At 50.5% G+C, this 23,575-nt stretch carries 20 protein-coding genes and 1 pseudogene; 15 read left to right on the forward strand and 6 right to left on the reverse strand.

All coding sequences use genetic code 11. The annotated features are described in order from the left end of the window. Positions 1-291 precede the first annotated feature (291 nt). The gene (locus L1278_RS07475) at positions 292-936 is read right to left on the reverse strand and encodes a C40 family peptidase (RefSeq protein WP_253402469.1); all 645 of its coding nucleotides are present in this window, start codon (positions 934-936) and stop codon (positions 292-294) included. 72 nt (positions 937-1,008) lie between these two features. Here L1278_RS07475 and L1278_RS07480 point away from each other — a divergent pair, with 72 nt between their 5' ends. Further along, entirely contained in the window at positions 1,009-2,412 is a 1,404-nt protein-coding gene (locus L1278_RS07480; protein ID WP_253402471.1) for an FAD-binding oxidoreductase, read from the forward strand. Positions 2,413-2,490: 78 nt separating this feature from the next. On the opposite strand, the gene L1278_RS07485 is transcribed toward L1278_RS07480, so the two are convergent. Both L1278_RS07485 and L1278_RS07490 read right to left on the reverse strand, forming a co-directional pair. Next, positions 2,491-2,736 carry a hypothetical protein gene (locus L1278_RS07485; RefSeq protein ID WP_253402473.1) on the reverse strand — a complete coding sequence of 82 codons (246 nt, stop codon included), beginning with the start codon at positions 2,734-2,736 and terminating at the stop codon, positions 2,491-2,493. An 11-nt stretch (positions 2,737-2,747) separates the two neighbouring features. Beyond that, positions 2,748-3,647: an alpha/beta fold hydrolase gene (locus tag L1278_RS07490; protein ID WP_253402475.1), complete on the reverse strand. Its 900-nt coding sequence runs from the start codon at positions 3,645-3,647 to the stop codon at positions 2,748-2,750. Positions 3,648-4,232: 585 nt separating this feature from the next. Here L1278_RS07490 and L1278_RS07495 point away from each other — a divergent pair. Together L1278_RS07495 and L1278_RS07500 are read left to right on the forward strand one after the other, a co-directional pair. After that, positions 4,233-5,585 carry a UDP-glucose/GDP-mannose dehydrogenase family protein gene (locus L1278_RS07495; RefSeq protein WP_253402477.1) on the forward strand — a complete coding sequence of 451 codons (1,353 nt, stop codon included), beginning with the start codon at positions 4,233-4,235 and terminating at the stop codon, positions 5,583-5,585. A 1-nt stretch (position 5,586) separates the two neighbouring features. Continuing rightward, complete coding sequence (locus tag L1278_RS07500; RefSeq protein WP_253402479.1) at positions 5,587-6,552, forward strand: UDP-glucuronic acid decarboxylase family protein; 966 nt, start codon at positions 5,587-5,589, stop codon at positions 6,550-6,552. An 83-nt stretch (positions 6,553-6,635) separates the two neighbouring features. On the opposite strand, the gene L1278_RS07505 is transcribed toward L1278_RS07500, so the two are convergent. After that, the gene (locus tag L1278_RS07505) at positions 6,636-7,880 is read right to left on the reverse strand and encodes a lipopolysaccharide assembly protein LapB (RefSeq protein WP_253402481.1); all 1,245 of its coding nucleotides are present in this window, start codon (positions 7,878-7,880) and stop codon (positions 6,636-6,638) included. A gap of 110 nt (positions 7,881-7,990) precedes the next feature. Here L1278_RS07505 and L1278_RS07510 point away from each other — a divergent pair, with 110 nt between their 5' ends. From L1278_RS07510 to L1278_RS07560, 11 genes and pseudogenes are all read left to right on the forward strand, one after another. Then, the gene (locus L1278_RS07510; protein ID WP_253402483.1) at positions 7,991-8,905 is read left to right on the forward strand and encodes a M20/M25/M40 family metallo-hydrolase; all 915 of its coding nucleotides are present in this window, start codon (positions 7,991-7,993) and stop codon (positions 8,903-8,905) included. A gap of 250 nt (positions 8,906-9,155) precedes the next feature. Next, on the forward strand, positions 9,156-11,402 hold the full coding sequence (locus L1278_RS07515; protein WP_253402485.1) for a sodium-translocating pyrophosphatase: 2,247 nt from the start codon (positions 9,156-9,158) through the stop codon (positions 11,400-11,402). Between the two features lie 98 nt (positions 11,403-11,500). Further along, positions 11,501-12,043, forward strand: a complete 543-nt coding sequence (hpt, locus tag L1278_RS07520; RefSeq protein ID WP_253402487.1) for a hypoxanthine phosphoribosyltransferase — start codon at positions 11,501-11,503, stop codon at positions 12,041-12,043. Positions 12,044-12,158: 115 nt separating this feature from the next. Continuing rightward, on the forward strand, positions 12,159-12,749 hold the full coding sequence (locus L1278_RS07525) for an adenylate kinase (protein WP_253402489.1): 591 nt from the start codon (positions 12,159-12,161) through the stop codon (positions 12,747-12,749). Between the two features lie 111 nt (positions 12,750-12,860). Beyond that, positions 12,861-13,853, forward strand: coding sequence for a GTPase ObgE (gene obgE / locus L1278_RS07530; RefSeq protein WP_253402491.1), 993 nt, complete (start codon positions 12,861-12,863; stop codon positions 13,851-13,853). A gap of 172 nt (positions 13,854-14,025) precedes the next feature. Continuing rightward, positions 14,026-14,592 (forward strand): nucleotide exchange factor GrpE, encoded by a 567-nt coding sequence (locus L1278_RS07535; RefSeq protein WP_253402493.1) that lies wholly within the window; start codon positions 14,026-14,028, stop codon positions 14,590-14,592. A 3-nt stretch (positions 14,593-14,595) separates the two neighbouring features. Next, complete coding sequence (dnaJ, locus tag L1278_RS07540; protein WP_253402495.1) at positions 14,596-15,747, forward strand: molecular chaperone DnaJ; 1,152 nt, start codon at positions 14,596-14,598, stop codon at positions 15,745-15,747. Positions 15,748-15,944: 197 nt separating this feature from the next. Beyond that, on the forward strand, positions 15,945-16,856 hold the full coding sequence (locus L1278_RS07545; RefSeq protein ID WP_253402497.1) for an ABC transporter ATP-binding protein: 912 nt from the start codon (positions 15,945-15,947) through the stop codon (positions 16,854-16,856). Further along, positions 16,849-18,183, forward strand: a complete 1,335-nt coding sequence (locus L1278_RS07550; protein WP_253402499.1) for an ABC transporter permease — start codon at positions 16,849-16,851, stop codon at positions 18,181-18,183. The genes L1278_RS07545 and L1278_RS07550 overlap by 8 nt, the downstream gene beginning before the upstream one ends. Positions 18,184-18,314: 131 nt before the next feature. After that, a pseudogene (locus L1278_RS19600) lies at positions 18,315-18,812 on the forward strand (STM3941 family protein). A 58-nt stretch (positions 18,813-18,870) separates the two neighbouring features. Continuing rightward, the gene (locus tag L1278_RS07560) at positions 18,871-19,758 is read left to right on the forward strand and encodes a ChaN family lipoprotein (protein ID WP_253403334.1); all 888 of its coding nucleotides are present in this window, start codon (positions 18,871-18,873) and stop codon (positions 19,756-19,758) included. Positions 19,759-20,074: 316 nt separating this feature from the next. Here the strand turns inward: L1278_RS07560 and L1278_RS07565 are convergent, their stop codons facing one another. Beyond that, positions 20,075-20,422 carry an iron-sulfur cluster assembly accessory protein gene (locus L1278_RS07565; protein WP_253402503.1) on the reverse strand — a complete coding sequence of 116 codons (348 nt, stop codon included), beginning with the start codon at positions 20,420-20,422 and terminating at the stop codon, positions 20,075-20,077. A 156-nt stretch (positions 20,423-20,578) separates the two neighbouring features. On the opposite strand from L1278_RS07565, the gene L1278_RS07570 reads away from it, so the two are divergent. Beyond that, positions 20,579-21,112: a hypothetical protein gene (locus tag L1278_RS07570; RefSeq protein WP_253402505.1), complete on the forward strand. Its 534-nt coding sequence runs from the start codon at positions 20,579-20,581 to the stop codon at positions 21,110-21,112. Between the two features lie 362 nt (positions 21,113-21,474). On the opposite strand, the gene serA is transcribed toward L1278_RS07570, so the two are convergent. After that, positions 21,475-23,367: a phosphoglycerate dehydrogenase gene (gene serA / locus L1278_RS07575; RefSeq protein ID WP_253402507.1), complete on the reverse strand. Its 1,893-nt coding sequence runs from the start codon at positions 23,365-23,367 to the stop codon at positions 21,475-21,477. Positions 23,368-23,575 lie beyond the last annotated feature (208 nt).

Genomic DNA, 23,575 nt, shown 5'->3' on the forward strand with positions numbered 1-23,575 from the left:
CTCTTATTTGATGTTAAATTTTAAGACCAGGTTGGACGGTGCTTATTTTGATTAAAATAGCGCGTGCTCTGTGGTTCAGGTATAATCCCTGTTGTACTTTTTTAGGTACAGTGTAGGCCATACCTGCACTAAGGTATAGCTACTGCCGCCTGAGCGAATGATCCTGCTGACCAAACCCTGCTATACCTGCACCAAGGTATAGCCAATACCGGCCAGATATGAAATTATACCTGTGGCCGGCCGGTTTTTTTAAAAAGTTTGCAGCGAAATGCTAAGGGTTCCCTAAACACCTTATTCATCAAAAGGGCGCACCGCCTTGATGAAGATCTTTTGCCAGTAATCGGAATAGAGGTTGTTCTCGATGACACCCAGACTGGTGGAGGCGTGTATGAATTTAACTTCGTTATCGTTGTTCACTTCCGTTACCATACCTACGTGCGTGATTTCACGGCTGAATTTATTAGCCCCGAAAAACACGAGGTCGCCCTCCTTCAGTTCTCTCACCTTTACAGTTTTGCCAAAGCGGCTCTGCTCCTCCGATGTGCGTGGCAGGTTCACATTAATGCTCTGGAAAGAGGTGCAAAGCAGGCCGGAACAGTCCATGCCTACGCGCGTGGTGCCGCCCCACTTATAAGGAGTGCCGGTATAGGAGCGGGCTGTTTGTATAACCGTTTCCACGTTCTCATCGAGGCGCCGTGCGTTGGGCACATTGGTGCGGCTGGTCCGGTCTTTGGAGGCTACCTTGCCTTTGACTTTCCCACCACTCCGGGCGGCCATTCTGGCTTGTTTGCGGGACTGTCGCTTTTCTTCGGCTATCTCCCTGGCCGACTTATAGGTCTCGCCACGCTTGCTGAAGGTGGGCTTCGCTGACTGACAAGAAGCCACCAAGCCGATAAAAAAGATAAATAATAGGTAATTGGTAATTGATGTTCTCAAAGCGTAACTTGGTAATTAGTGGCTAAAATTTTGTCAGGCTTGCTAAATTAAGCATAAGCTATTTAATATAAAATGAATTTTAATAAGATAACCCAGAATCTGGTGGAAGCCTTCGCCAATATCGTCGGGCAGGAGCACGTGGTACTGCCTGCTGACCAGGAAGGTATGGTGCGCTATACCCACGACGAAACCGAGGACCTGCGCTACCTGCCTGAAGTTGTGCTCAGACCTAAGAACGCTGAAGAAATCAGTCGTATTATGCGGCTGTGCCACGAAAACGCTATACCTGTAACACCTCGTGGTGCCGGTACCGGATTAAGTGGAGGGGCGCTAGCCGTGCATGGGGGTGTCGTACTATCCATGGAGCGCCTCAAAACTATCATTTCCATTGACGAGCGCAATCTGCAGGCTACCGTAGAGCCCGGCGTTATTACGCAGGTATTCCAGGAAGCAGTGATCGCGAAAGGCCTTTTTTATCCGCCAGACCCTTCGAGCCGGGGCAGCAGCCAACTGGGCGGTAATCTGAGCGAATCGTCGGGCGGACCCAGGGCGGTGAAGTATGGAGTGACGAAGGATTACGTGTTGAACGTGGAAGTCGTGCTGCCAACTGGTGAGATTACCTGGACCGGCGCCAATGTGCTCAAAAACGCCACAGGATATAACTTGACACAACTCATAGTCGGTAGTGAAGGGACTCTGGGTATCATCACCAAAATTGTCTTCAAACTTATACCTTACCCGACTCAGAACCTGGTACTCCTGGTGCCTTTTCGGAAAGAAGAGGAGGCTGCCGCTGCCGTATCCCGAATTTTTATAGCAGGCATCGTACCATCCGCGCTGGAGTTTATGGAGCGCGAGGCCATTGAGTGGACCTGTAGGTATGTTGGCCTGGAGGTGCCAATGGCAGCTGACGAACGCGCCCACCTGCTCATAGAATTGGACGGAAACGACATGGACCTGCTGTACAAGGATGCCGAGCGGGTATACGAAGTACTGGAGACGTTTGATGTAGGCGATATACTCGTTGCTGACAATGAAAAGCAGAAAGAGGACCTATGGCGGCTGCGCCGCAGCGTGGGTCATGCTGTTAAAAGCAACTCTGTTTACAAAGAAGAGGACACGGTGGTGCCGCGTGCAGAACTGCCGGTGCTGCTTCGGGGCGTGAAGGAAATAGGCCAAAGGTATAAGTTCAAGTCGGTTTGCTACGGGCACGCAGGCGATGGCAACCTGCACATCAACATCGTGAAGGGTGACATGTCAGACGATGACTGGAACAACAAGCTGCCCGAAGGTATAAAGGAGATATTCAGGCTGTGTGTTTCGTTGGGAGGCACCATTTCCGGGGAGCATGGCATAGGTCTGGTGCAGCGGCCTTACATAGGTATAGCGCTAAGTGATGTGCAACTTAGGCTGATGCAAGGTATAAAGCAGCTCTTCGACCCGAAAGGTATACTGAACCCCGGAAAGATATTTTAGAAAAGAAAGCGGCAGTCATACAATGGCTGCCGCTTTTGTAGGTATAGAACCAAGGTATACCCTGGCTGTCGGTAATTATCAGGATTTACGGTCATGGTCTGGCTTTTTGTCTGCTAGATCCATATCCATTTGTCGAAGTGTGTCCCAGGACTGTAACAGGTTGCGCGGTGTTTCGTGTAGTTTGGGCTGCAATGCGTCTGGCTGCTCTCCTTTTTGCTGGCCTGTGCTCATGCTATGCAGCTCGCTCTGGGCCTGGTTGTCCTTCTCTGTCGCCTGGTGACTTCGAAATAAGGCTTCATTTAAGTTTTTATCGGGTTCCGTCATAATCGCTCGTTTTAGGTGTTGTGTAATGTCTTCTCCTTTTTCTTGTCTTCCTCTTTTATAAAATTACTAACGTACTGCGCCACCTCATCGGCGTGCTCTTCCATCAGAAAATGCCCGCTGTCCTCAAAGTGCAGCACATAGCATTCGTGGAAAAACTTTTTCCAGCGCTGCAATGCCTCGATTCTGACAAGTTTGTCACGTTCACCCCATAGGATAAGGGTCGGAATGTCCTGGATCTTTTTACGCTCCTTCCAAAGTTCATCATACCACTTGCTGACGCCCACCAACTCCCGTGCGAAGGCCAGCGAACTGACCGTGTCATCAGGGCCGCCCAGCCCCAGCGTGTATTGATCCTTTAGCTTTTCCGGCATGTTGCTCTCCTGCCCGAACAGTTCGTGCACCAGTTGGTTCGTAGTGAGATTGAGCTTGGAGTGCAGAAACTTGCCAAGGGGGCCGATCAGATATTTGCTGGCTTTTGAAAAGACATGATGGTTAGACAGTGACCAGGTCCAGGTGTTGAGCATCACGATGCTCCGGACTTTTTCGGGATATTTGATGGCATAGGCCAGGCCGATTGGTGCACCAAAGTCGTGTACCAGTAGGGTGAAGTCGGTCAGCCCAAGGTGTGCCATCAGTTGCTCGAAGTTGACGGCATGGGCCCTTGGCTTGTAGCTCCAGTCCTTGGGTTTGTCCGATAGGCCAAAGCCGATCAGGTCCAGCGCCACACAGCGGTACTTTTTGCTCAGGAGTTTGATCAGGTTGCGGTACGCGAATGACCAAGAAGGCGTGCCGTGAATCATAACGATCGGGTGACCTTCCCCCTCATCGATATAATGCATCTTGCCGGCTTCTAATTCCAGGAACTTGGATTTGAAGGGATATTCTTTAGTGTCCAGCCAGTCTGGTTTCATAGGTGACTCAGGGTGTTAGCTTCCCTTATCTATACTTGAGACCGGCACTCAGGTTGTAGGGAAAAGTAAAAATGTGCCCTGCTTATTTAAATTAAAGGAAAAGCGACACCTGGGCTACGTATAAAAACAGACGCCTTAGCAACACAGGCTGTCAGGTCGGGAAAAGGTCGAATTGATTTATTTTAATTTTTGAGGACATACCGCAACACTTTTGTGCTGAACAAAGTAAGACAAGGCGCCGGTTCGCGGTATTTTTGAGGAAAGACACTGCCATGCGATCAAATCACCAGACAGTAGAGAGGTTATCACAGTGTATCCAATTCAAATCCTTCTTAAAAAAATGTGTAATTTCGTCTTTTTAAAAGCGTGTGTTTCATGGGGAACATCCCTGTGCAACTATTTATAGAGTTACCGAGGAATGAGTATTTCCTGTATAAATTGCTGCTTTTTAAAACAACAATTCCCTCGCTTAAAAGGGCAAGGATGTTGGGAAAGCGGCAATTTATACGCGGGCAAGTTTGTTGAGACTGCGTATTGATTATTTTAAAAAACTTTAAGTTTGTACTTCATTAATAATATTTACCTATGAGAATAGCTGTAGTTGGCACCGGTTACGTGGGCCTGGTGACGGGCACTTGCTTTGCAGAGGTGGGCATTGACGTGACCTGCATTGACATCGACTCCAAGAAAATAGACAATCTCAAGCAGGGCATCCTGCCCATCTACGAGCCCGGTTTGGAGGAGATGGTGCTGCGCAACTCCCAGAAGGAGCGCCTTTCCTTCTCCACTAACCTTGCCGAGAGCGTGCAGGGCTGCCAGGTAGCCTTCATCGCTGTGGGCACACCTCCGGGCGAGGACGGCTCGGCCGACCTGAAATACGTGCTGGCCGTGGCCCGCGAGATCGGCCGCTCCATGACTGACTACCTGGTGGTAGTGACCAAGAGCACTGTGCCGGTGGGTACGGCCGCCAAGGTGCGCAACGCCATCCGCGAGGAGCTCGAGGCCCGCGGCGCCAACATCCCATTTGATGTGGCCTCCAACCCCGAGTTTTTGAAGGAGGGCGCCGCCATCGACGACTTCCTTAAGCCCGACCGCATCGTGGTAGGCGTGGACTCCGAGCGTGCCGAGCAGGTGATGTCGAAGCTCTACAAGCCTTTTTTGATGAACGGCCACCCGCTCATCTTCATGGACATCCCTTCTGCCGAGATGACCAAGTATGCGGCCAACGCCATGCTGGCCACCAAGATCTCGTTCATGAATGACATCGCCAACTTGTGTGAGATCATGGGCGCCGACGTGAACATGGTGCGCAAGGGCATCGGCTCGGACGCCCGCATCGGCAACAAGTTCATCTACCCGGGCATCGGCTACGGTGGAAGCTGCTTCCCCAAGGACGTGAAGGCCCTCATCAAGACGGCCTCCGAGAACGGCTACTCCATGGAGGTGCTCAAGTCCGTGGAGACGGTGAACGATCGTCAGAAGTCAGTGCTCTTTAATAAAGTGATGAACTACTTCTCGGGCGACCTGTCGGGCAAGACCTTTGCCGTGTGGGGGCTCTCTTTCAAACCCAAAACGGACGACATGCGCGAGGCCCCCTCGCTGGTGATCATCGAGAAGCTGCTCGAGCAGGGCGCCAAGGTAAAGGCCTACGACCCGGTGGCCATGAAGGAGGCCAAGCACTCGCTTGGTGATACGATCGAGTACGGCAAGGACGAGTACGAAACGCTCATCGACGCTGACGCGCTGCTGCTGGTGACCGAGTGGCCTGAATTCCGCTCACCTAACTTCGCTGTAGTGAACAAGCTGATGAAGGAAAAGGTCGTGTTCGACGGCCGCAACATCTATGACGCCCGTGAGATGGAGGAAAAAGGCTTCACCTACTTCGGCATCGGTGTCAAGCAGGCCATGGTTCCACAACAAACAAAGGAGACGGTATAGCATGGCCAGAAAAAGAGTATTAGTAACGGGTGGTGCCGGGTTTCTCGGCTCCCACCTGTGCGACAGATTCATAGCCGAAGGTTACCACGTGATCGCGATGGACAACCTGATCACCGGCAATCTCGAGAACATCGAGCACCTTTTCAAGCTGGAGCAGTTTGAGTTCTACCACCACGATGTAAGCAAGTTCGTGCACGTGCCGGGCAAGCTGGACTACATCCTGCACTTCGCCTCGCCGGCCAGCCCGATCGACTACCTCAAGATCCCGATCCAGACGCTGAAGGTGGGTTCGCTGGGCACGCACAACCTGCTGGGCCTGGCCATGGCCAAGAAGGCCCGCATGCTGATTGCCTCCACCTCGGAGGTGTACGGTGACCCACTCGTGCACCCGCAGAGCGAGGACTACTGGGGCAACGTAAACCCTGTAGGGCCGCGCGGCTGCTACGACGAGGCGAAGCGCTTCCAGGAGGCCATGACCATGGCTTACCAGATGCACCACGGGCTGGAGACTCGTATCGTGCGCATCTTCAACACCTACGGTCCGCGCATGCGACTGGACGACGGCCGCGTGCTGCCTGCCTTCCTGAGCCAGGCCCTGCGCGGGGAGCCGCTGAGCATTTTCGGTGACGGTAGCCAGACGCGCTCCTTCTGCTATGTGGACGACCTGGTGGAGGGCATCTACCGTCTGCTGCTCAGCGATTACCACATGCCGGTCAACGTCGGCAACCCGTCCGAGATCACCATCCGCCAGTTTGCCGAGGAGATCTGCAAGCTGACTGGGGTTGAGCTCAATATCGAGTACCAGCCGCTGCCGACCGACGACCCGCAGAAGCGCCAGCCGGACATTACGCTGGCTAAGCAGGTACTGGGCTGGGAGCCGAAGGTGGACCGCGCCGAAGGCCTGCAGCGTACGCTTGAGTACTTCAAGAGAAAAGTGAAGGTGCCAGCCGAACGTATGGTAAACTAGGCACTGCGCGAATGATTAAACAAAAAGCCCTGACAGATTAGCTGTCAGGGCTTTTTGTTTAAGGTATAGCAAGTATACCAAGCTTAGATCTTTTTGTGCGCTTTCATAAAGTCTTTTGCCTCTTTGTTGGCCGCGTGCTTCTTGTCGGTAGCTTCCAGTACTATATTATAGTAATGCTTCGCCGTTTTCAGCTCACGCTCTTGCTTCGCAATACGGGCGAGGTTCAGATAAGAGTTGACAAAATAACCGGAATCACGCTCGTTGCTCATTTCAGCGAACATAATGGAGTTCTGATAGTAGGCCTTTGCCTTCTGGAAATCACGGTACTTGTTCTGGTTGATGTAGGCCAGGATATAAGAGGCGTAACGCCCGCTAACAGCTTCGTAGCCCGGCATGCGCCGATCTAGCTTGCTCAGAATATCAAGGCACACCCGCTCCGCCATGGTGAAGTGGCCCTGCACAAAAAGCGCACGTGCATAGAAACGCTGGAAATAGGCATTGTTAGGATATTTCTCCACCAGCCCCTTTACCAGATCGAGAGCAGCTTCCATGTTTCCCTCCTCGTTGGCGTAGATCTTCATCAGAAAGAACTTTGCCTCTGTACCGGTATAGAAGCCATTATTAGCTACGTAGCGTAGCTGTTTTATGCCTAGTCGCTTGTCGCCGCTCGGGAAGAAAGCCAACACGGGGCGCAGCATCTTGTAGTTTTCATGAATCCAGATGGAGTAGTAATTGAAGAGCGCCTCTCCAAACAAAAATTCAGGGCTCAGGCCGTTGCCGGCTTTGGCTTTTTCCAGATACTCGAGTGATCGCTTGCTGGCAATAGTGGCTTTGCGCCAGTTACTGCGTTCGGAATGAAGGCGTCCGGCAAAGCCATTTGCGGCTGACAAAAAGAAGGCAGCTTCGTAGTCCTTGTTATTGGCGTCGTAGAGCTTCTCCGCTTTCATGATGGTAGAGTCCATGTAAGCGAAGAACAGATCATCATACGCCAGGGTTTGAATATTGGTAGGCACGATCTTCCACCACTGGCTGAGACCCATCAGGAAATAGGGCAGCGGATGATTGGGGTAGCGGCGGCGCAGGGATTTGAACTGCTTTTCGGCCAGCTCATACTTAAAGTTGTACATGTTGTCCACGGCACCCTCCAGTTCGTACTGGATGTCTTTGTCCATGAGCAGCATGCCTTTGATGTTACCGGCTGCAGGGATGACCTCTACGGATTGTATTGTCACCTCTCTGATAGCCGTGTCAGACTGCTCCTTAGAACCCTGCCCAAAAGCAAGGTTAGTCAGGATGATACCGAGAAACGCAAGTACAATCTTTTTCATAGATTAAAAGAAAAGTCCGGGGTGTCGTGCCAATAGCTCCTTATCTGGAGAACAGGTACTAAAAGTACAACAATTATATTAATTTTGAATTGATACAAAAGAAATATTGCATGAAACTTCTGAAACAACTCTGCAGCATACACGCACCGTCCGGCAACGAAAAAAAACTATCCGATTTTCTGCTTAACTACATTGAGGAACAGAAAGTTCAGTGGAAGCGACAACCAGTAATTATACATGGAGAAGGTTTTCAGGATTGTATTTTGTTAATATTCGGAAAGCCCAGAACGGCCATTTTTGCACACATAGACTCCATTGGATTCACTGTGCGCTATGGTAGACAATTGGTAAAGATCGGCGGTCCTGACCTGGAAACCGGCTATACGCTGGTGGCAGCGGATTCGCAGGGGGAAATTGAGTGTACACTGGAGTTTGATGAAGAAACGCATGAGATCAGTTACAGGTATGAGCGGGAGATAGAACGGGGTACGGAACTAGTTTTCAAGTGCGATTTCCGTGAAACGGAAGAAACCGTGCAATCTTGCTACCTCGATAACCGGCTGGGTGTGTGGAGTGCTTTAAAGGTGGCTGAAACATTGGAGAATGGCATCATCGCGTTTAGTAGTTGGGAAGAGCACGGCGGAGGTTCAGTAGCCTACCTGTCCAAATACATTTCGGAGCGTTACGGCGTGCATCAAGCGCTTATTTCGGATATTACCTGGGTAACCGAGGGCGTAAAGCCAGGGGAGGGCGTTGCCATCTCGATGCGCGACAGCCTGATCCCTCGCAGGTCTTATGTTGAGAAAATCATAGGTATAGCCAAGGCCTCCGGTATACCTTACCAGTTGGAGGTAGAAGGTGCGGGTGGCAGTGATGCAAAGGAGCTGCAGCACGGACCCTATCCCTGGGACTGGTGTTTTGTCGGCGCACCCGAAGACAATGTGCACAGCCCAAACGAAATTGTCCACAAGAAGGACATTGATAGCATGGTGGCGCTGTACAGGGAGTTGATGGCGAAGTTGTAATCGGAGTATAGGATATGATAAGGAGGCTGCCAGGCATGGGCAGCCTTTTTTGTTTGCCTACAACGGTGCAAACAGGATATGATAACGGCACCGGGCGCAAATGACTTAACTCTAGTGGTATAGGCTATGTCCGGGGTGTAAAGCTTTGGAAGTAAATATTTGGAAAAGTCAAACGAATAGGCTTTCTTTAATAGCTATATATAGCAATTTCAGAATCTCAACCCTTATTTACAAAACTAACTCTTATTGAATGGAACCTATTCTCTACGCAATTCCTGGATTTGGTCTGGCGGCCCTCATTTATACCTTTATAAGGTCGGCCTGGGTAACGAAGCAAGCAGCAGGCAACGAACGCATGACGGAAATCGCCCGTCACATTTCCGATGGCGCCATGGCTTTTTTGAAGGCAGAATACAAAGTGCTCTTCTACTTCGTAATCATCGCCAGTTTATTTCTTTTTTACCTGGGCTATACCGGTGAAAAGTCGCACTGGACTATTGTATTAGCCTTCATTATGGGCGCCCTTTTCTCAGCCGTTGCCGGCTTTATCGGTATGCGCATTGCCACAAAGGCCAATGTGCGTACGGCAGAGGCAGCCCGCACCAGCCTGTCGCGCGCGCTCAGCGTGTCGTTTGCCGGTGGTTCAGTAATGGGTATGGGTGTAGCCGGTCTGGCTGTGTTGGGCCTAGGCTCGCTCTTTATCGTGCTCTACTACTTCTTTGTTTACAGTGTGAATGGCAGCGTGAACGGCCACGAAATGGAAGTGGCCCTTGAGGTGCTCACCGGTTTCTCGCTAGGTGCTGAAAGTATTGCGCTTTTCGCACGCGTGGGCGGCGGTATCTATACCAAAGCGGCCGACGTGGGAGCTGACCTCGTGGGTAAAGTAGAAGCAGGTATACCGGAGGATGATCCGCGTAACCCGGCGACGATTGCCGACAACGTAGGCGATAACGTAGGTGACGTGGCAGGTATGGGCGCCGACCTTTTCGGTTCGTATGTGGCCACTATTCTGGCCACGATGGTGCTGGGCCGTGAAGTGGTTTCGGAGGATAATTTCGGTGGCATGGCTCCGATCATTCTGCCGATGTTCATTGCGGGTCTGGGCATTTTGTTCTCCCTGATCGGTATGTTGTTCATCCGGGTAAAAGAAGGCGGTAACGTGCAAGGAGCCCTCAACCTCGGTAACTGGATCTCTGTCGCCCTGACAGCCGTTGGCGCTTATTTCGCCATCCACTGGATGCTGCCTGAAAACATGAACCTGCGCAACTTCGAATTTACCTCAAACGGTGTGTTCATCGCCGTGATCGTGGGTCTGGTAGTAGGTACTTTGATGAGTATCATCACGGAATACTATACGGCCATGGGCAAAAAGCCTGTTAATTCGATTGTGCAGCAATCTTCCACAGGCCATGCCACTAACATCATCGCCGGTCTGGCAGTAGGTATGCACTCTACGGTGTTGCCTATCATCGTTTTGGCCGCCGGTATCGTGCTGTCATATGCTTCTGCCGGTCTGTACGGTGTGGCGATTGCAGCTGCCGGTATGATGGCGACTACAGCCATGCAATTGGCTATTGACGCGTTCGGTCCTATTGCTGACAACGCTGGTGGTATAGCCGAGATGAGCGAACTGCCAAAAGAGGTGCGTGGTCGTACCGACATTCTGGATGCCGTGGGTAACACCACCGCCGCTACCGGTAAAGGCTTCGCGATCGCATCTGCCGCCTTGACATCACTGGCCCTTTTTGCGGCCTTCGTAGGTATAGCCGGCATTGATTCTATTGACCTTTATAAAGCACCCGTACTAGCCGGCCTGTTCATTGGTGCCATGATTCCGTTCATTTTCTCGGCGCTTTGTATCGCGGCGGTTGGTCGTGCGGCCATGGCCATGGTGCACGAAGTGCGCCGTCAGTTCCGCGAAATTCCGGGGATTATGGAAGGTACCGGTCAGCCAGAGTATGAAAAATGCGTGGCCATTTCCACAAAAGCTGCAATTCGTGAAATGATGCTGCCAGGTGCCATTGCCCTGATCGTACCAGTGTTGGTGGGCTTTGGTTTCAGAGACGTATTCGCTGATACTCCGTCAGCAGAGATCCTGGGCGGATTGCTGGCAGGTGTAACCGTATCGGGTGTGCTGATGGCGATGTTCCAATCCAACGCCGGCGGCGCTTGGGATAATGCCAAGAAATCGTTTGAGAAAGGCGTGGAGATCAACGGTAAGATGGAGTACAAAGGCTCTGATGCTCATAAAGCTTCGGTAACGGGCGACACTGTGGGTGACCCATTCAAAGACACTTCCGGTCCTTCCATGAACATCCTGATCAAGTTGATGTCGATTGTGTCCCTGGTAATTGCGCCGCACATCGCCACAGAGCGTACCCCGGCTATACCTGAAGAGCCGAATCTGAACATGGAGATCCAGCAGGAGGCCCCGTCTACCGGGCAGATCATTAACCCAGACAATACAGTTATCGTGGCTGGTTTAGCAACCCGATAGCCAACACAATCTCTATCAGTATAAATAAGCCCAGCCATGAGGTTGGGCTTATTTTTTATTATCCGTACCTTTGTTTGCCAATAAGACCAATACGCTATATGGAGCCCCGTACCATCACGATTCACGATTGTGACTTCAGTACCTACCTGTACGAAGAAGAAATCATTGCACGCATAGTGATGCTGGCAGAGCAAATTGAGCAGGACTACACTGGTAAAAACCCACTGTTTCTGGCAGTACTGAACGGATCGTTCATGTTCACGGCCGATCTGATGAAGCGTATCAACATACCTTGCGAGATATCATTCATCCGCATGTCGTCTTACCAGGATATGCACAGCACCGGCCATGTAAGGGAAGTGTTGGGCCTGACAGAGGAAATTGAAGGGCGAGACGTGCTGATCATTGAAGACATTGTGGATACCGGGCACACGGTAAATGCATTGCTTCAACAGCTTCAGGAAAAGAACCCTGCGTCGATCGAGATCATTACTTTGCTCATGAAGCCGGAGTGCCTGCAGCACCAGCTGGATGTGAAGTATGTAGCCAAGGCTATACCGAACGATTTTGTAGTAGGCTACGGGCTCGACTATAACGGACTGGGCCGCAACCTGCGCGATATTTACAAGATCGTGTCTTAGAGAACCAGGGCTGGCAGAGGCATCAAGCACCGCACAGTACCATGCGCGACTCAAAAAATATTGAACAATACACCGATTTTATACCTAAATTTGTTTTTTATCATAAATCATAGATATGCTCAACATCGTTTTGTTTGGCCCTCCAGGTGCTGGTAAAGGTACACAAAGCCAAAAGCTGATAGACAAGTATAACCTGATACACCTGTCAACGGGTGATTTGCTGCGCTCCGAAATTGCCGCCGGCACCGAACTGGGGATGAAAGCCAAGTCGCTGATGGACAACGGTCTGTTAGTTCCGGACGAAGTGGTGATTGGCATGATTGCGAACAAAGTGAGAGAAAACAATCACGCGGGCGGGTTTATCTTTGACGGATTCCCACGCACGGTGCCACAGGCGCAAGGTCTGGACAAGCTCCTGATGGATCTTGGCACTGAGATATCCTGCATGGTTGCCCTGAAAGTGGATGATGAAGAGCTGACCAAGCGCCTGTTGCTGCGCGGACAGACTTCCGGCCGCCCGGATGACCAGAACGAAGAGTTGATCCGCAAGCGCGTAGTAGAGTACAACACCAAAACTACACCAGTTGCGGACTACTATGCCGGACAAGGCAAGTATTATGCAGTAGATGGCATTGGCGAGATTGACGAAATCTTCAGCAATATCTGCGCGCATGTCGATAACCTGAAAGAGAAGCAAAAGAAGTAATCTTCTGCTCAGCTTTTATTAGATAGAATACAGAAGGTATAAGCAGGCCGGAACTCAAATGCTCCGCTCTTGCTTATACTTTATAATTTATACCTGTTAGCATTACCTACATTGGCCCAATCCAACTTTATTGATTACGTAAAAATCTGTTCCCGCTCCGGACACGGTGGCGCTGGCTCTGCGCACCTTCACCGCGACAAACGCACCGCCATGGGTGGTCCTGACGGCGGCGACGGGGGCAGAGGAGGCCATATTATCCTGCGTGGCAACGCACAGCTGTGGACTTTGCTGCACCTGCAGTTCCGCAAGCACGTGATTGCTGAAAATGGTCAAGGCGGGGGGCCGAGCCATTCTTCAGGCGCGCAGGGAAAAGACGACGTGCTGGAAGTACCACTGGGAACGATCGCCCGTAACGCCGAAACCGGCGAATTTATGTGCGAAATCACCGAAGACGGACAGGAGATCATCCTGACACCGGGCGGACGTGGTGGCCTTGGCAATGCGCACTTTAAGTCACCGACCAACCAGACACCACGCTATGCCCAGCCGGGTGAGCCAGGTATAGAGGAATGGGTAATTCTGGAACTGAAACTTCTGGCCGATGTCGGTCTGGTAGGATTCCCGAATGCCGGCAAATCTACTTTGCTATCTGTGGTATCAGCAGCGAAACCGAAGATCGCCAATTATGCCTTTACCACGTTGGAGCCTAATTTGGGTGTTGTTGCTTATCGTGACTACAGATCCTTTGTGATGGCTGATATACCGGGTATCATCGAGGGTGCTTCGGAAGGAAAAGGCCTTGGCCTGCGTTTCCTGCGCCATATCGAGCGTAACTCCATGCTTTTGTTTATGATTTCGTGCGATAGCCCGGACATTGCGGAGGAGTACAAAATACTGGTGAACGAGCTGGAGACCTACAATCCTGAGCTACTCGACAAGAAACGCATTCTGGCGATCACTAAAACTGATATGATCGATGATGAGCTGGAAGCGGAGATGCGGGAGACTTTGCCAAAGGATATTCCAGCAGTGTTTATCTCCAGCATGACACAGAAAAATATTACGCAATTGAAAGATATGATCTGGTCAGCACTCAACTCGTAGTCTGTCAGTCTTCATACAAATACAAATCGGTAGAGGCTGTAAGGCTTACTACCGATTTTTTTTAGCAGCAGCCATCTATCAATTAATAAATGCCAATCTGGCACGAAAGCAGAATTGGCAAGACAATTGAAAAGACAAAATAGACCTATCAACCTATAATTCTTAAGGCATTATGTCAGAGAAAGATATCAAGAAAGAGCAGGAAAACGCAGAACTACAGGATAACACTGCCAATACAGAAGAAAATAACAGGCAGGGGCAGACCGAGGAGACAGCAGAAGAAACTGGCTCTGAAACCCAGGCCGACGCCGAACTGGCTGAGATGAAAGATAAGTACATCCGCCTGATGGCCGAGTTTGAGAACTTCAGACGCCGCACCAACAAAGAGCGCATGGACCTGCTGAAAACAGCAAACGAAGATTTGATGAGCGAACTGTTGCCTGTGCTGGACGATATGGAGCGTGCCCGTCAGTCGATGGAAGCAACTAAAGAGGTGGATGCCTTGTTGCAGGGCCTGGAGCTGGTGTTTCATAAACTGAAGCACGTGACACAAATCAAAGGTTTAAAGCAGATCGTGATCAACGCAGGAGATGATTTTGACAGCGACTATCATGAAGCTGTTACCCAGATCCCGGCTCCATCAGAAGAACTGAAAGGCAAAATAGTAGACGTAATCGAGAAGGGCTATACCTTGAATGAAAAGGTGATCCGCTTCGCGAAAGTTATCATAGGAGCTTAATCAATGGCTAAGAGAGATTATTACGAGGTTTTAGGTGTAAGCAAAGGAGCAAGTCCGGAGGAGATTAAGAAGGCTTACCGTAAGCTCGCTATTAAATTTCACCCCGACAAAAACCCCGACGACCACACGGCGGAAGATAAGTTTAAGGAGGCAGCTGAGGCATACGAAGTGCTGAGCGACCAGCAGAAGCGTCAGCGCTATGACCAGTTTGGTCATCAGGGTATGAACGGCGGCTTCGGCGGTGGCGGCGGCATGAACATGGAGGATATCTTCTCCCAGTTCGGCGACATCTTCGGTGGTGCTGGCGGTGGCGGATTCGAGAGCTTCTTTGGTGGCAGCAGCCGTCAGGGTGGCCGACGCACCCGCAAAGGCAGCAACCTACGGATTAAGCTAAAACTCAACCTCGAAGAAATTGCCAACGGCGTTGAGAAGAAGATAAAAGTAAAGCGTTATGTAGCCTGCGGTACCTGCGGCGGCAACGGCGCTAAGAACGGCACCGACATGCAGACCTGCGGCTCTTGCCAGGGGTCGGGCCAGGTGCGCAAGGTGGTGAACACCATGCTGGGCCAGATGGTAAGCACGGCAACCTGCCCCACCTGTAACGGCGAAGGCCGCATCGTAACCAAAAACTGCGAAGCCTGCCACGGTAGCGGTCGCGAACTGCAGGAAGAGGTGATCACGATCAACGTGCCGGCTGGCGTAATGGATGGTATGCAGCTGTCGATGAGCGGCAAAGGCAACGTGCCAGAACGTGGTGGTGTACCGGGCGACCTGCTGATTCAGATTGAAGAAGAAGAGCACCCAAGCCTGAAGCGCGACGGTAACAATGTGATATTCGACCAGTACATCAGCTTTATTGACGCTGCGCTTGGTTCCGATATTGAAGTGCCAACCATCGGTGGCCGCGTAAAGATCACGATAAAGCCGGGTACACAGAGCGGTGAGATCTTCAGACTGCGTGGCAAAGGTGTGAAAGACATTAACGGCTACGGCAAAGGCGATCAGCTGATCCACATCAACGTATGGACGCCAAAGACGCTGAGCAGCGAGGAACGTGCCGCACTGGAGCGCCTGCGTGATTCGAACAACTTCGCTCCACATCCGGGTAAGAGCGATAAAGGCTTCTTTGAAAAAGTGAAAGACTATTTCCAATAAGCTATTCAATGGCTAGACAAAAAAAGCCTGCCTTTTCAGTAGAGAAGGCAGGCTTTTTTTGTTGCTACTATACCGCAGCACCCGTATTTGGTATAGCCCATACCTGCGTTAGTCGATTAAGTATAGGGCTTTATTGATATTGCTTGTCACTCAGCCCTAAAAAGGCTATTTTTGAACATACCAAAAGGTTAACCGCATTGAGCATACTTAAAATAGATGGCGTTACCAAGCGTTACGCCAACCACACTGCCCTTGATAACGTCAGCTTCGATATCCCGGCTGGCTGCATTTTCGGCCTATTAGGACCAAACGGAGCAGGCAAAACATCCCTTATCCGCATCATCACCCAAATAACAGGAGCCGACTCCGGCGAGATATACTTCAAAGGCGAGAAACTGCGCCCGTCGCACATCAAGGACATGGGATACCTGCCTGAAGAGCGCGGTCTGTACAAAAAAATGAAGGTAGGGGAGCAGTTGCTATACCTTGCCCAACTCAAAGGATTGACCAAAGACGAGGCCACGGCCCGAATCAAAGAGTGGGTGGTGCGTTTCGAGATAAAGGAGTGGATGAACAAACACATCGAAGACCTTTCGAAAGGGATGCAGCAGAAGGTGCAGTTTATGGCCACGGTCATGCACGAGCCATCGCTGATCATTCTCGACGAGCCTTTTTCCGGCTTCGACCCTATCAACGCTAACCTCATCAAAGACGAGATCCTGCGCCTGCGCGACAACGGGGCGACTATCATTTTCTCGACGCACCGCATGGAGTCGGTGGAGGAATTGTGCGATAACATTGCCCTGATCAACCGCTCCCGCAAGGTGCTTGACGGGCCTGTGCGCGAGATCAAAGACACGTATAAAACAGATACCTACCAGGTGATCGGCAACGGGCAGTTGCTGATTACGTCACCGGATTTTGAGGTGCTGGAGCAGCACGATAACCATGGTGTTTTCCGCGCATCCATTCGCTTGCTCGATGGCGCTTCGCCAAACGACTTGCTGCGTTACCTGATCCAGCGCGTAGAGGTACACTCTTTTGTGGAGCTGGTGCCGAGTATCAATGACATTTTTATCCGAAAAGTAAAAGAAACCTACCATGCATAAGATCTGGCTCATCATACAACGCGAATACCTGACACGCGTGCGGAAGAAAAGCTTCATCATCATGACTTTCCTGACACCGCTGTTGCTGGCCGCTTTCATGGTTATACCCGCCTGGCTGGCCACCATATCGGACAGTGAGGATGTGGTGATGGTACTGGACGAAAGCGGGCTCTTCGCCGATAAGCTGGAAAGTAAGGAAGACCTGAAAATTATACCTATAGCCGCCGGTTCGCTGGAACAGGCCAAAACGGCATATCAGGAGACCGACTACACGGCCTTGCTGCACATCCCAAAACTCGACCTGGACAACCCGGAAGGTATACGCCTTTACTCCAAAAAGAACACCAGTCTGCAGGTGAAGTTCAGGTTGGAAAACATGCTCGAGAAGGAAATTGAGAGTCAGCGTTTTATGGCCTCAGGTATAGACCGTGAGATGCTCAACAAAATGAAAGCCAACGTGACCATGACGACCGTGAACCTGAGCGAGAGTGGCGAGCGTGACAGCAACGTATGGGTGACCTCGGGCGCAGGTATCATCGGGGCGGTGATCATTTATTTCTTCATCTTCCTGTATGGTGTGCAGATCATGCGCGGCGTGATTGAGGAGAAGACCAACCGCATTGTGGAGGTGATGATCTCGTCGGTGAAGCCTTTTCAGCTGATGATGGGCAAGATTGTAGGTATAGCCGGCGTGGGCCTGACGCAGTTTCTGCTTTGGGTGGTGCTGTCGACCATTGTGGTGGGCGGTGTACAGGCGGCTTTTGACATCAAGCCAGCGCCTACCCCAATTGAGCAGATGCAGGCTGGACGCGATTTAGCGACTGGCGAAGAGTCTGCTCAGACGCAGGAAGAAAGCCAGGCGAATATGCTGTCAGAGGTGAGCAGTGCCATTTCTAATTTGAACTTCCCGCTATTGCTGGGCTGCTTCCTGTTTTACTTTTTAGGCGGCTACCTGCTGTACGGCTCACTCTTCGGGGCCATTGGCGCCGCCGTGGATAACGAGACCGATACGCAGCAGTTCATGTTCCCGATTACGATCCCACTGATCATCTCATTCATCATGTCGTACACCGTGGTGATCCAGAACCCGGATGGGCCTGTGGCGTTCTGGATGTCGATCATACCGTTCACATCGCCGATCGTGATGATGGTGCGTATTCCGTTTGGTGTGCCCGCCAGCGAACTCCTGCTCTCGATGGGACTCCTCATTCTGGGCTTCATCTTCACCACCTGGATCGCCTCCAGAATCTACCGTGTAGGTATACTAATGTACGGCAAGAAGATCAACTACAAAGAATTATCGAAGTGGTTGTTTTACAGGGTGTAAACTAAAAATATATAGGTATAAAATAAGTATAGCTGGTTCTTCGGAGCCAGCTAGTTTTTTGTAACTTGATAGGAGAAACTTAATATTTAAAAATGACCCAGAGAATAGAAATACCGCTTAGCAAAGCGAAAATGGTGCTCTTCATGGTGGGAGCCGTCGCATTCGTCATTATAGGCGTTTTCTTTGCAATAGAGCCGGCCAGATTCATATCGCCAATTTTCAGGAGTGAGGAAATTATCCGGATAGCTGGAGTTGCTGCTGTGTTATTCTTTGGGTTAGGCGCAGTGTACATCCTTAGAAAATTATTCGACAAGAAGGTAGGGCTGACGATTGATGAATAAGGTATTACGGATAACTCAAGTGCCGTAAGTGTTGGTTTAATTGAGTGGCAGGATATAATTGGCGTAGAAACACTGGAGATCGCATCGAATAAGATAATGCTATTGCATACTAACAATCCTGAGAAATATATGGCGCGTGCTACTAATATGTTCTCCAGGAAAGCAATGCAGGCGAATCACAAGATGTATGGAACACCCTTATCCATTACAGCAAATTCGCTCCAGATTAAATATAAAGAGTTAGAGCGGCTGCTGTGTGAAGGATTAGAAAACAGGAAAGTGCTCTAGGCTAGTAAGCCGAATAAGATTCATGAAAGAACAACCTATTAAAGTTAATAACGATACGATGACCCGGCTTTCACTTCTCACACTTCTATTTTTTATGTTCTCCACAGGTATAGCTACCGCTACTAACAAAGACAAACCCGCCTACCAGCTCTTCAACGCGAAGGGCAAGCAGGTAAGGTATAGCAAAATGCTGGAAGAGCTGCAGAAGGCCGATGTGGTCCTGTTTGGTGAGCAGCACAACGACCCAATTGCGCACTGGCTGCAGCTGGAAGTAGCCAAAGACCTGCACAAGGAGCACCAGCAGAACTTTGCCATCGGTGCTGAAATGTTTGAAGCCGATGTACAGTTGGTGCTGAATGAATACCTGTCCGGGCAAGTAGCGGAGAACAACTTTGAGCAGGAGTCGCGGCCTTGGAATAACTACAAGACCGACTACCGCCCGGTGGTGCGTTTTGCCAAAGAGGCGTCTATACCTTTCATCGCGACCAACGTGCCGCGCCGCTATGCCGCCATGGTAGCAGCCGGCAGCCTGAAGGCGCTGGAGAATGTGTCGGAAGATGCCAAACGTTACATAGCACCACTACCTGTGCAAGTAGATATGGATTTGCCAGGGTATAAGAATATGCTGGCCATGTTCGGCGGCAGCACCCACGGCAATACCAAAAGCGAAAACATTGTGCAGGCCCAGGCCCTGAAAGACGCGACCATGGGCCACTTCATATTGCGGCAGGCAAACAGCGGCAAAAAAATGCTGCACCTGAACGGCGCCTACCACTCCGATAATTTTGAAGGTATAGGGTGGTATCTAAAACAAGGCAACCCGCAAGTTAAGACTCTCACCATTACCACCGTACTGCAGGAAGACCTGGACAAGCTGACGGAGGAGAACAAGCAGAAAGCGGATTTTATACTAGTTGTGCCGGCAAGTATGACCCGAACATATTGAGTTTGAGGGTTAATCTATGGAGTTCTTATTAGGTGACATTTTATTAGCCGGAGTAGGCTGGCTATACCTACTAATAAGGTATAGGAATAGAGAAGTTATTGCAAAAGTTCTGGCAGAAGAATATGAAGGAAGCTATAGTAAGGCTGGCAGTTCGCTTACGCTGAATATTTTCGCTATGGCGCTAGCCGCGTTGCTTTTCGTTTTTCTGATAACTGTTATTTTCATTAACTCGAAAGGCTAACCCCAGGTATAGAAACAACAAAGCCCGACCAATTGGCCGGGCTTTGTCTTTCTACTAAAGAGAAAAAAGGTGCTTTTATGCAGAGAATGAGCTTCCGCAGCCGCAGGTACTCTTCGCCTGTGGGTTGCTGAAAACGAAGCCGCGCGCGTTCAGGCCGTCCTGGAAGTCCACTTCCATGCCCAGCACATACATCGCATGCTTTTTGTCCATGATCATGCTCAGGCCATCCAGGTTGTATACCTCATCCGTGTCCTTGGCCTTGTCGAAGCCCAGCAGGTAAGACATACCTGAGCAGCCACCGCCCTGCACGCCAATGCGCAGGCCGTATTCTGCAGGTACGTTCTTCTCTTGCATTATATTTCTAACCTCAACCAGCGCTTTTTCAGTAAGCGTTATCGGTGCAGTTTTTGTTTCAGTTGCCATAGTCTGTTCAAATTTGAAATGGAGCTGCAATTTACGCAATTACTTGCAATTTTGCTGCGGCTCCCGAATGTATTAGAGAAACAGCTATACCTTCAAAATGATTCATGCCAACCTAAATTAATTTTTTCCGATATTTAAGGTTCAAAACAATTGCAAATGGAAGAAGGTACCAATATTATACTCGACATACTTAAGATTTCTATACCTGCCATACTGGTAGCTGCAGTAGCTTACTCTATTATTAAAAAACACCTGGAGCGCGACTACAAACTGCGTCTCCTGGAACTGCGCCAAAAAAATGCCGAGGTGGTAACACCTATCCGTCTGCAGGCCTACGAGCGCATTGTGCTCTTGCTGGAGCGCATCACGCCAAGTAATCTCCTGTTGCGGGTGAGCGGTGGCGGCCATACTGCCGCAGAATACCACCGCATCCTGCTCACTGAGATCCGTAACGAGTTCAACCATAACATGTCGCAGCAGGTCTACATGACGGAACAAGCCTGGCAACAGGTACGCCATGCCCGCGAGGAAGTCGTGAACCTGATCAACAAATCCTATCAAAGTCTGGGCGAGAAGGCGAAAGGTACCGAACTGGCCAAACGCATCCTGGAAAACGTCCTCAACAACGAGATCGACCCAACCGCAAGAGCCATCAGTTTCCTGAAGCAGGAAATCGGGCAGGTGTTTTAGAGTTAGAAAGGTAGAAAATTTAGAAGGTAGAAAGTTGAAATGTAGCGACTTTACACTGTAACGTCGTTTCCGTGCAGTGGCATCGCTTTGCAACACGGGCAAAGTCCTCTTTCGGACATCCGTGTCCCCGTATATCTGAAAAGCAGGCACATTGGCAACAAGCTCTTTCAGATTTATCAATCCGAAAGCAAACGGCAGGGGATTTCCTAATCTCCGTATACCTGCTATACCTCTGCACGGGGATGTGGACATCCCCAGCAAACTACTTTCGGATCTCGAGATCCGAAAGAGCAACTGTTTCATTTGTAGGGACAGGTCGCGACCTATCCGAATCGTGCACAGGCCATACCTGAAACCATACCTTAGTACAGAATCCTGAACTTGATTGTAGCCGGTACCTGCTTCATCTCCTCAATCACTTTCTTGTCATACAGCTTGTCGATGTCGGTGATCACGTAGCCGATTTGTTCATTGGTTTTCAGGTACTGGCCCAGAATGTTGACCTGATTACCGGCCAGCACGTTGTTGATGTTGGCTAGCACTCCCGGCACGTTCTGGTGGATGTGGATTAGGCGATGCGCATTCTTCAGTTCCGGCAGCTGGATGTTCGGGAAGTTGACACTTTGGTAGCTGTTGCCTGTGTTGATGTACTCCATGATACGGCTCGGTACAAACATACCTATGTTTTCCTGTGCCTCCTGTGTGCTGCCGCCGATGTGTGGGGTCAGGATGACATTGGGTAGGCCGCGCAGTTCGCTTACAAACTCTTCATCGTTGGTGGCTGGCTCGTAAGGGTATACGTCTACCGCAGCGCCATGTATTTTTCCTGATTTAATAGCCGCTACCAAAGCAGGCAAATCCACGATATGGCCCCGACTCAGGTTCAAAAAGATGGCGCCTTCCTTCATGGCAGCAAATTCTTCGGCACCGAACATACCTTCGTTACTGGTGCGGCCGTCCACGTGCAGACTAACAATATCAGCTATTTCGAGGAGATGTTTGAGTGTCTCGCATTTGCGGGCATTGCCGAGCTGCAGGCGTTCTATCACATCATAATAGTACACATCCATCCCCAGCGCCTCAGCCAGCACCGACAGTTGCGCCCCAATGCTGCCGTAGCCTATTATACCTAGTTTCTTATCGCGCACCTCTACACTGCCTGTCGCGGACTTGTCCCAAATACCCTGGTGCATTTTAGTGCTTTTATCCACTACGTTGCGGCAGAGCATGATGATCTCGCCGATGGCCAGCTCCACCACGCTACGGGTATTGCTGTATGGGGCATTAAACACGGCTACGCCTGCGTCAAGACAGGCCGTAAGGTCGATCTGGTTAGTGCCGATGCAGAAAGCGCCGATACACATCAGCTTGTTTGCATGCTCAAGTACCCGTTTGGTTACCTGCGTTTTGGAGCGTATACCTAGCACAGACACATCTTTGATCCGCTCACAGAGCTCGTCCTCGCTCAAAGCACCCGAAACGGTTTCGATCTGGTAGCCTTCGCGCTTGAACAACTCCACAGCCTTGGGATGCACATTCTCCAGCAGAAGCACCCGAATCCGATTCTTAGGATAGGAGATCGCCATCGGCAGGTTGTGCTGGTACAGGAACTCATCCAGGCTTGGAGCTACGTTATCGGCTTTTGCCACCACACTGTCGCGCACCACGTTTTCGGTGAACGCGTAGAACTTGTTGGCTAGTCCAGCCTCCTTTATTTCGTAATCGGTATAGCCATCGCCAAGCACGTATACATCACCTTCCAGCGCCAGCTCTTCGAGTAGCTTTATTTTACCCCGATCCAGGCAAAGCAGGTTCTCTTCATCAAAACCAATGATATTGCCCTGCTCATCAAACTTAAAAGTATTGGCGTAAATATTCTCTTCCTTGATGCCATACTCGGTCACGATCGGGGTGATGAACTCCTTAAAGCCGCTCGACACAATCAGTATATTATCGGCGTAGGCCTGAAAGAACTCTTTGTTGCGCCTGATGGAGTCCGATACCCTGTTCTGCAAAAGGTGGATCAGCGGTTTCAGGTGACGGCGGTTCGCTTTGAGCAAGGTCAGACGCTTGGACAAACCTTCGGTGAACGAACTTTTTCCTTCCATGGCGCTATTGGTCAGATCCATGATCTGCTGCAGAATCTCCGCTTTGTTCTCTTCCCCTTCGAGCGTTATCTCGCCCAGTTCATCCAGCGCCTCTACCTGTGTAAACGTGCTGTCGAAGTCGATGATGTAGTATTGATCTTTTGCCATAGTTTGGTCGGATAATAGAGTAGTAGGTATAGGTATAGGTATGGATAAGGTATACAGGACGCTCACGCCATATTGGCGGTGAAATTTTCCTTAAGTGCCTCCCGATCCAGATCTCTTTTTTCATCGAGGTGACAGTACTGGGATGATCGTGCACGACACCATAAAGTAAAGATAGGACATAAAAAAATCCGGCAACAGGTATAGCGGC

This window comes from Pontibacter sp. HSC-36F09, from assembly GCF_024171605.1.
In the GTDB taxonomy this organism is placed as follows: Bacteria; Bacteroidota; Bacteroidia; order Cytophagales; family Hymenobacteraceae; genus Pontibacter.

Coding starts and splice junctions, on each gene's coding strand:
- L1278_RS07550 (WP_253402499.1), top strand. CDS start 16,849: ATGCATAAGATCTGGCTCATCATACAACGCGAATACCTGACACGCGTG.
- L1278_RS07480 (WP_253402471.1), top strand. CDS start 1,009: ATGAATTTTAATAAGATAACCCAGAATCTGGTGGAAGCCTTCGCCAAT.
- L1278_RS07570 (WP_253402505.1), top strand. CDS start 20,579: ATGGAAGAAGGTACCAATATTATACTCGACATACTTAAGATTTCTATA.
- L1278_RS07500 (WP_253402479.1), top strand. CDS start 5,587: ATGGCCAGAAAAAGAGTATTAGTAACGGGTGGTGCCGGGTTTCTCGGC.
- L1278_RS07565 (WP_253402503.1), bottom strand. CDS start 20,422: ATGGCAACTGAAACAAAAACTGCACCGATAACGCTTACTGAAAAAGCG.
- L1278_RS07525 (WP_253402489.1), top strand. CDS start 12,159: ATGCTCAACATCGTTTTGTTTGGCCCTCCAGGTGCTGGTAAAGGTACA.
- L1278_RS07535 (WP_253402493.1), top strand. CDS start 14,026: ATGTCAGAGAAAGATATCAAGAAAGAGCAGGAAAACGCAGAACTACAG.
- hpt (WP_253402487.1), top strand. CDS start 11,501: ATGGAGCCCCGTACCATCACGATTCACGATTGTGACTTCAGTACCTAC.
- L1278_RS07505 (WP_253402481.1), bottom strand. CDS start 7,880: ATGAAAAAGATTGTACTTGCGTTTCTCGGTATCATCCTGACTAACCTT.
- L1278_RS07490 (WP_253402475.1), bottom strand. CDS start 3,647: ATGAAACCAGACTGGCTGGACACTAAAGAATATCCCTTCAAATCCAAG.
- L1278_RS07515 (WP_253402485.1), top strand. CDS start 9,156: ATGGAACCTATTCTCTACGCAATTCCTGGATTTGGTCTGGCGGCCCTC.
- L1278_RS07495 (WP_253402477.1), top strand. CDS start 4,233: ATGAGAATAGCTGTAGTTGGCACCGGTTACGTGGGCCTGGTGACGGGC.
- L1278_RS07560 (WP_253403334.1), top strand. CDS start 18,871: ATGACCCGGCTTTCACTTCTCACACTTCTATTTTTTATGTTCTCCACA.
- L1278_RS07485 (WP_253402473.1), bottom strand. CDS start 2,736: ATGACGGAACCCGATAAAAACTTAAATGAAGCCTTATTTCGAAGTCAC.
- L1278_RS07510 (WP_253402483.1), top strand. CDS start 7,991: ATGAAACTTCTGAAACAACTCTGCAGCATACACGCACCGTCCGGCAAC.
- serA (WP_253402507.1), bottom strand. CDS start 23,367: ATGGCAAAAGATCAATACTACATCATCGACTTCGACAGCACGTTTACA.
- dnaJ (WP_253402495.1), top strand. CDS start 14,596: ATGGCTAAGAGAGATTATTACGAGGTTTTAGGTGTAAGCAAAGGAGCA.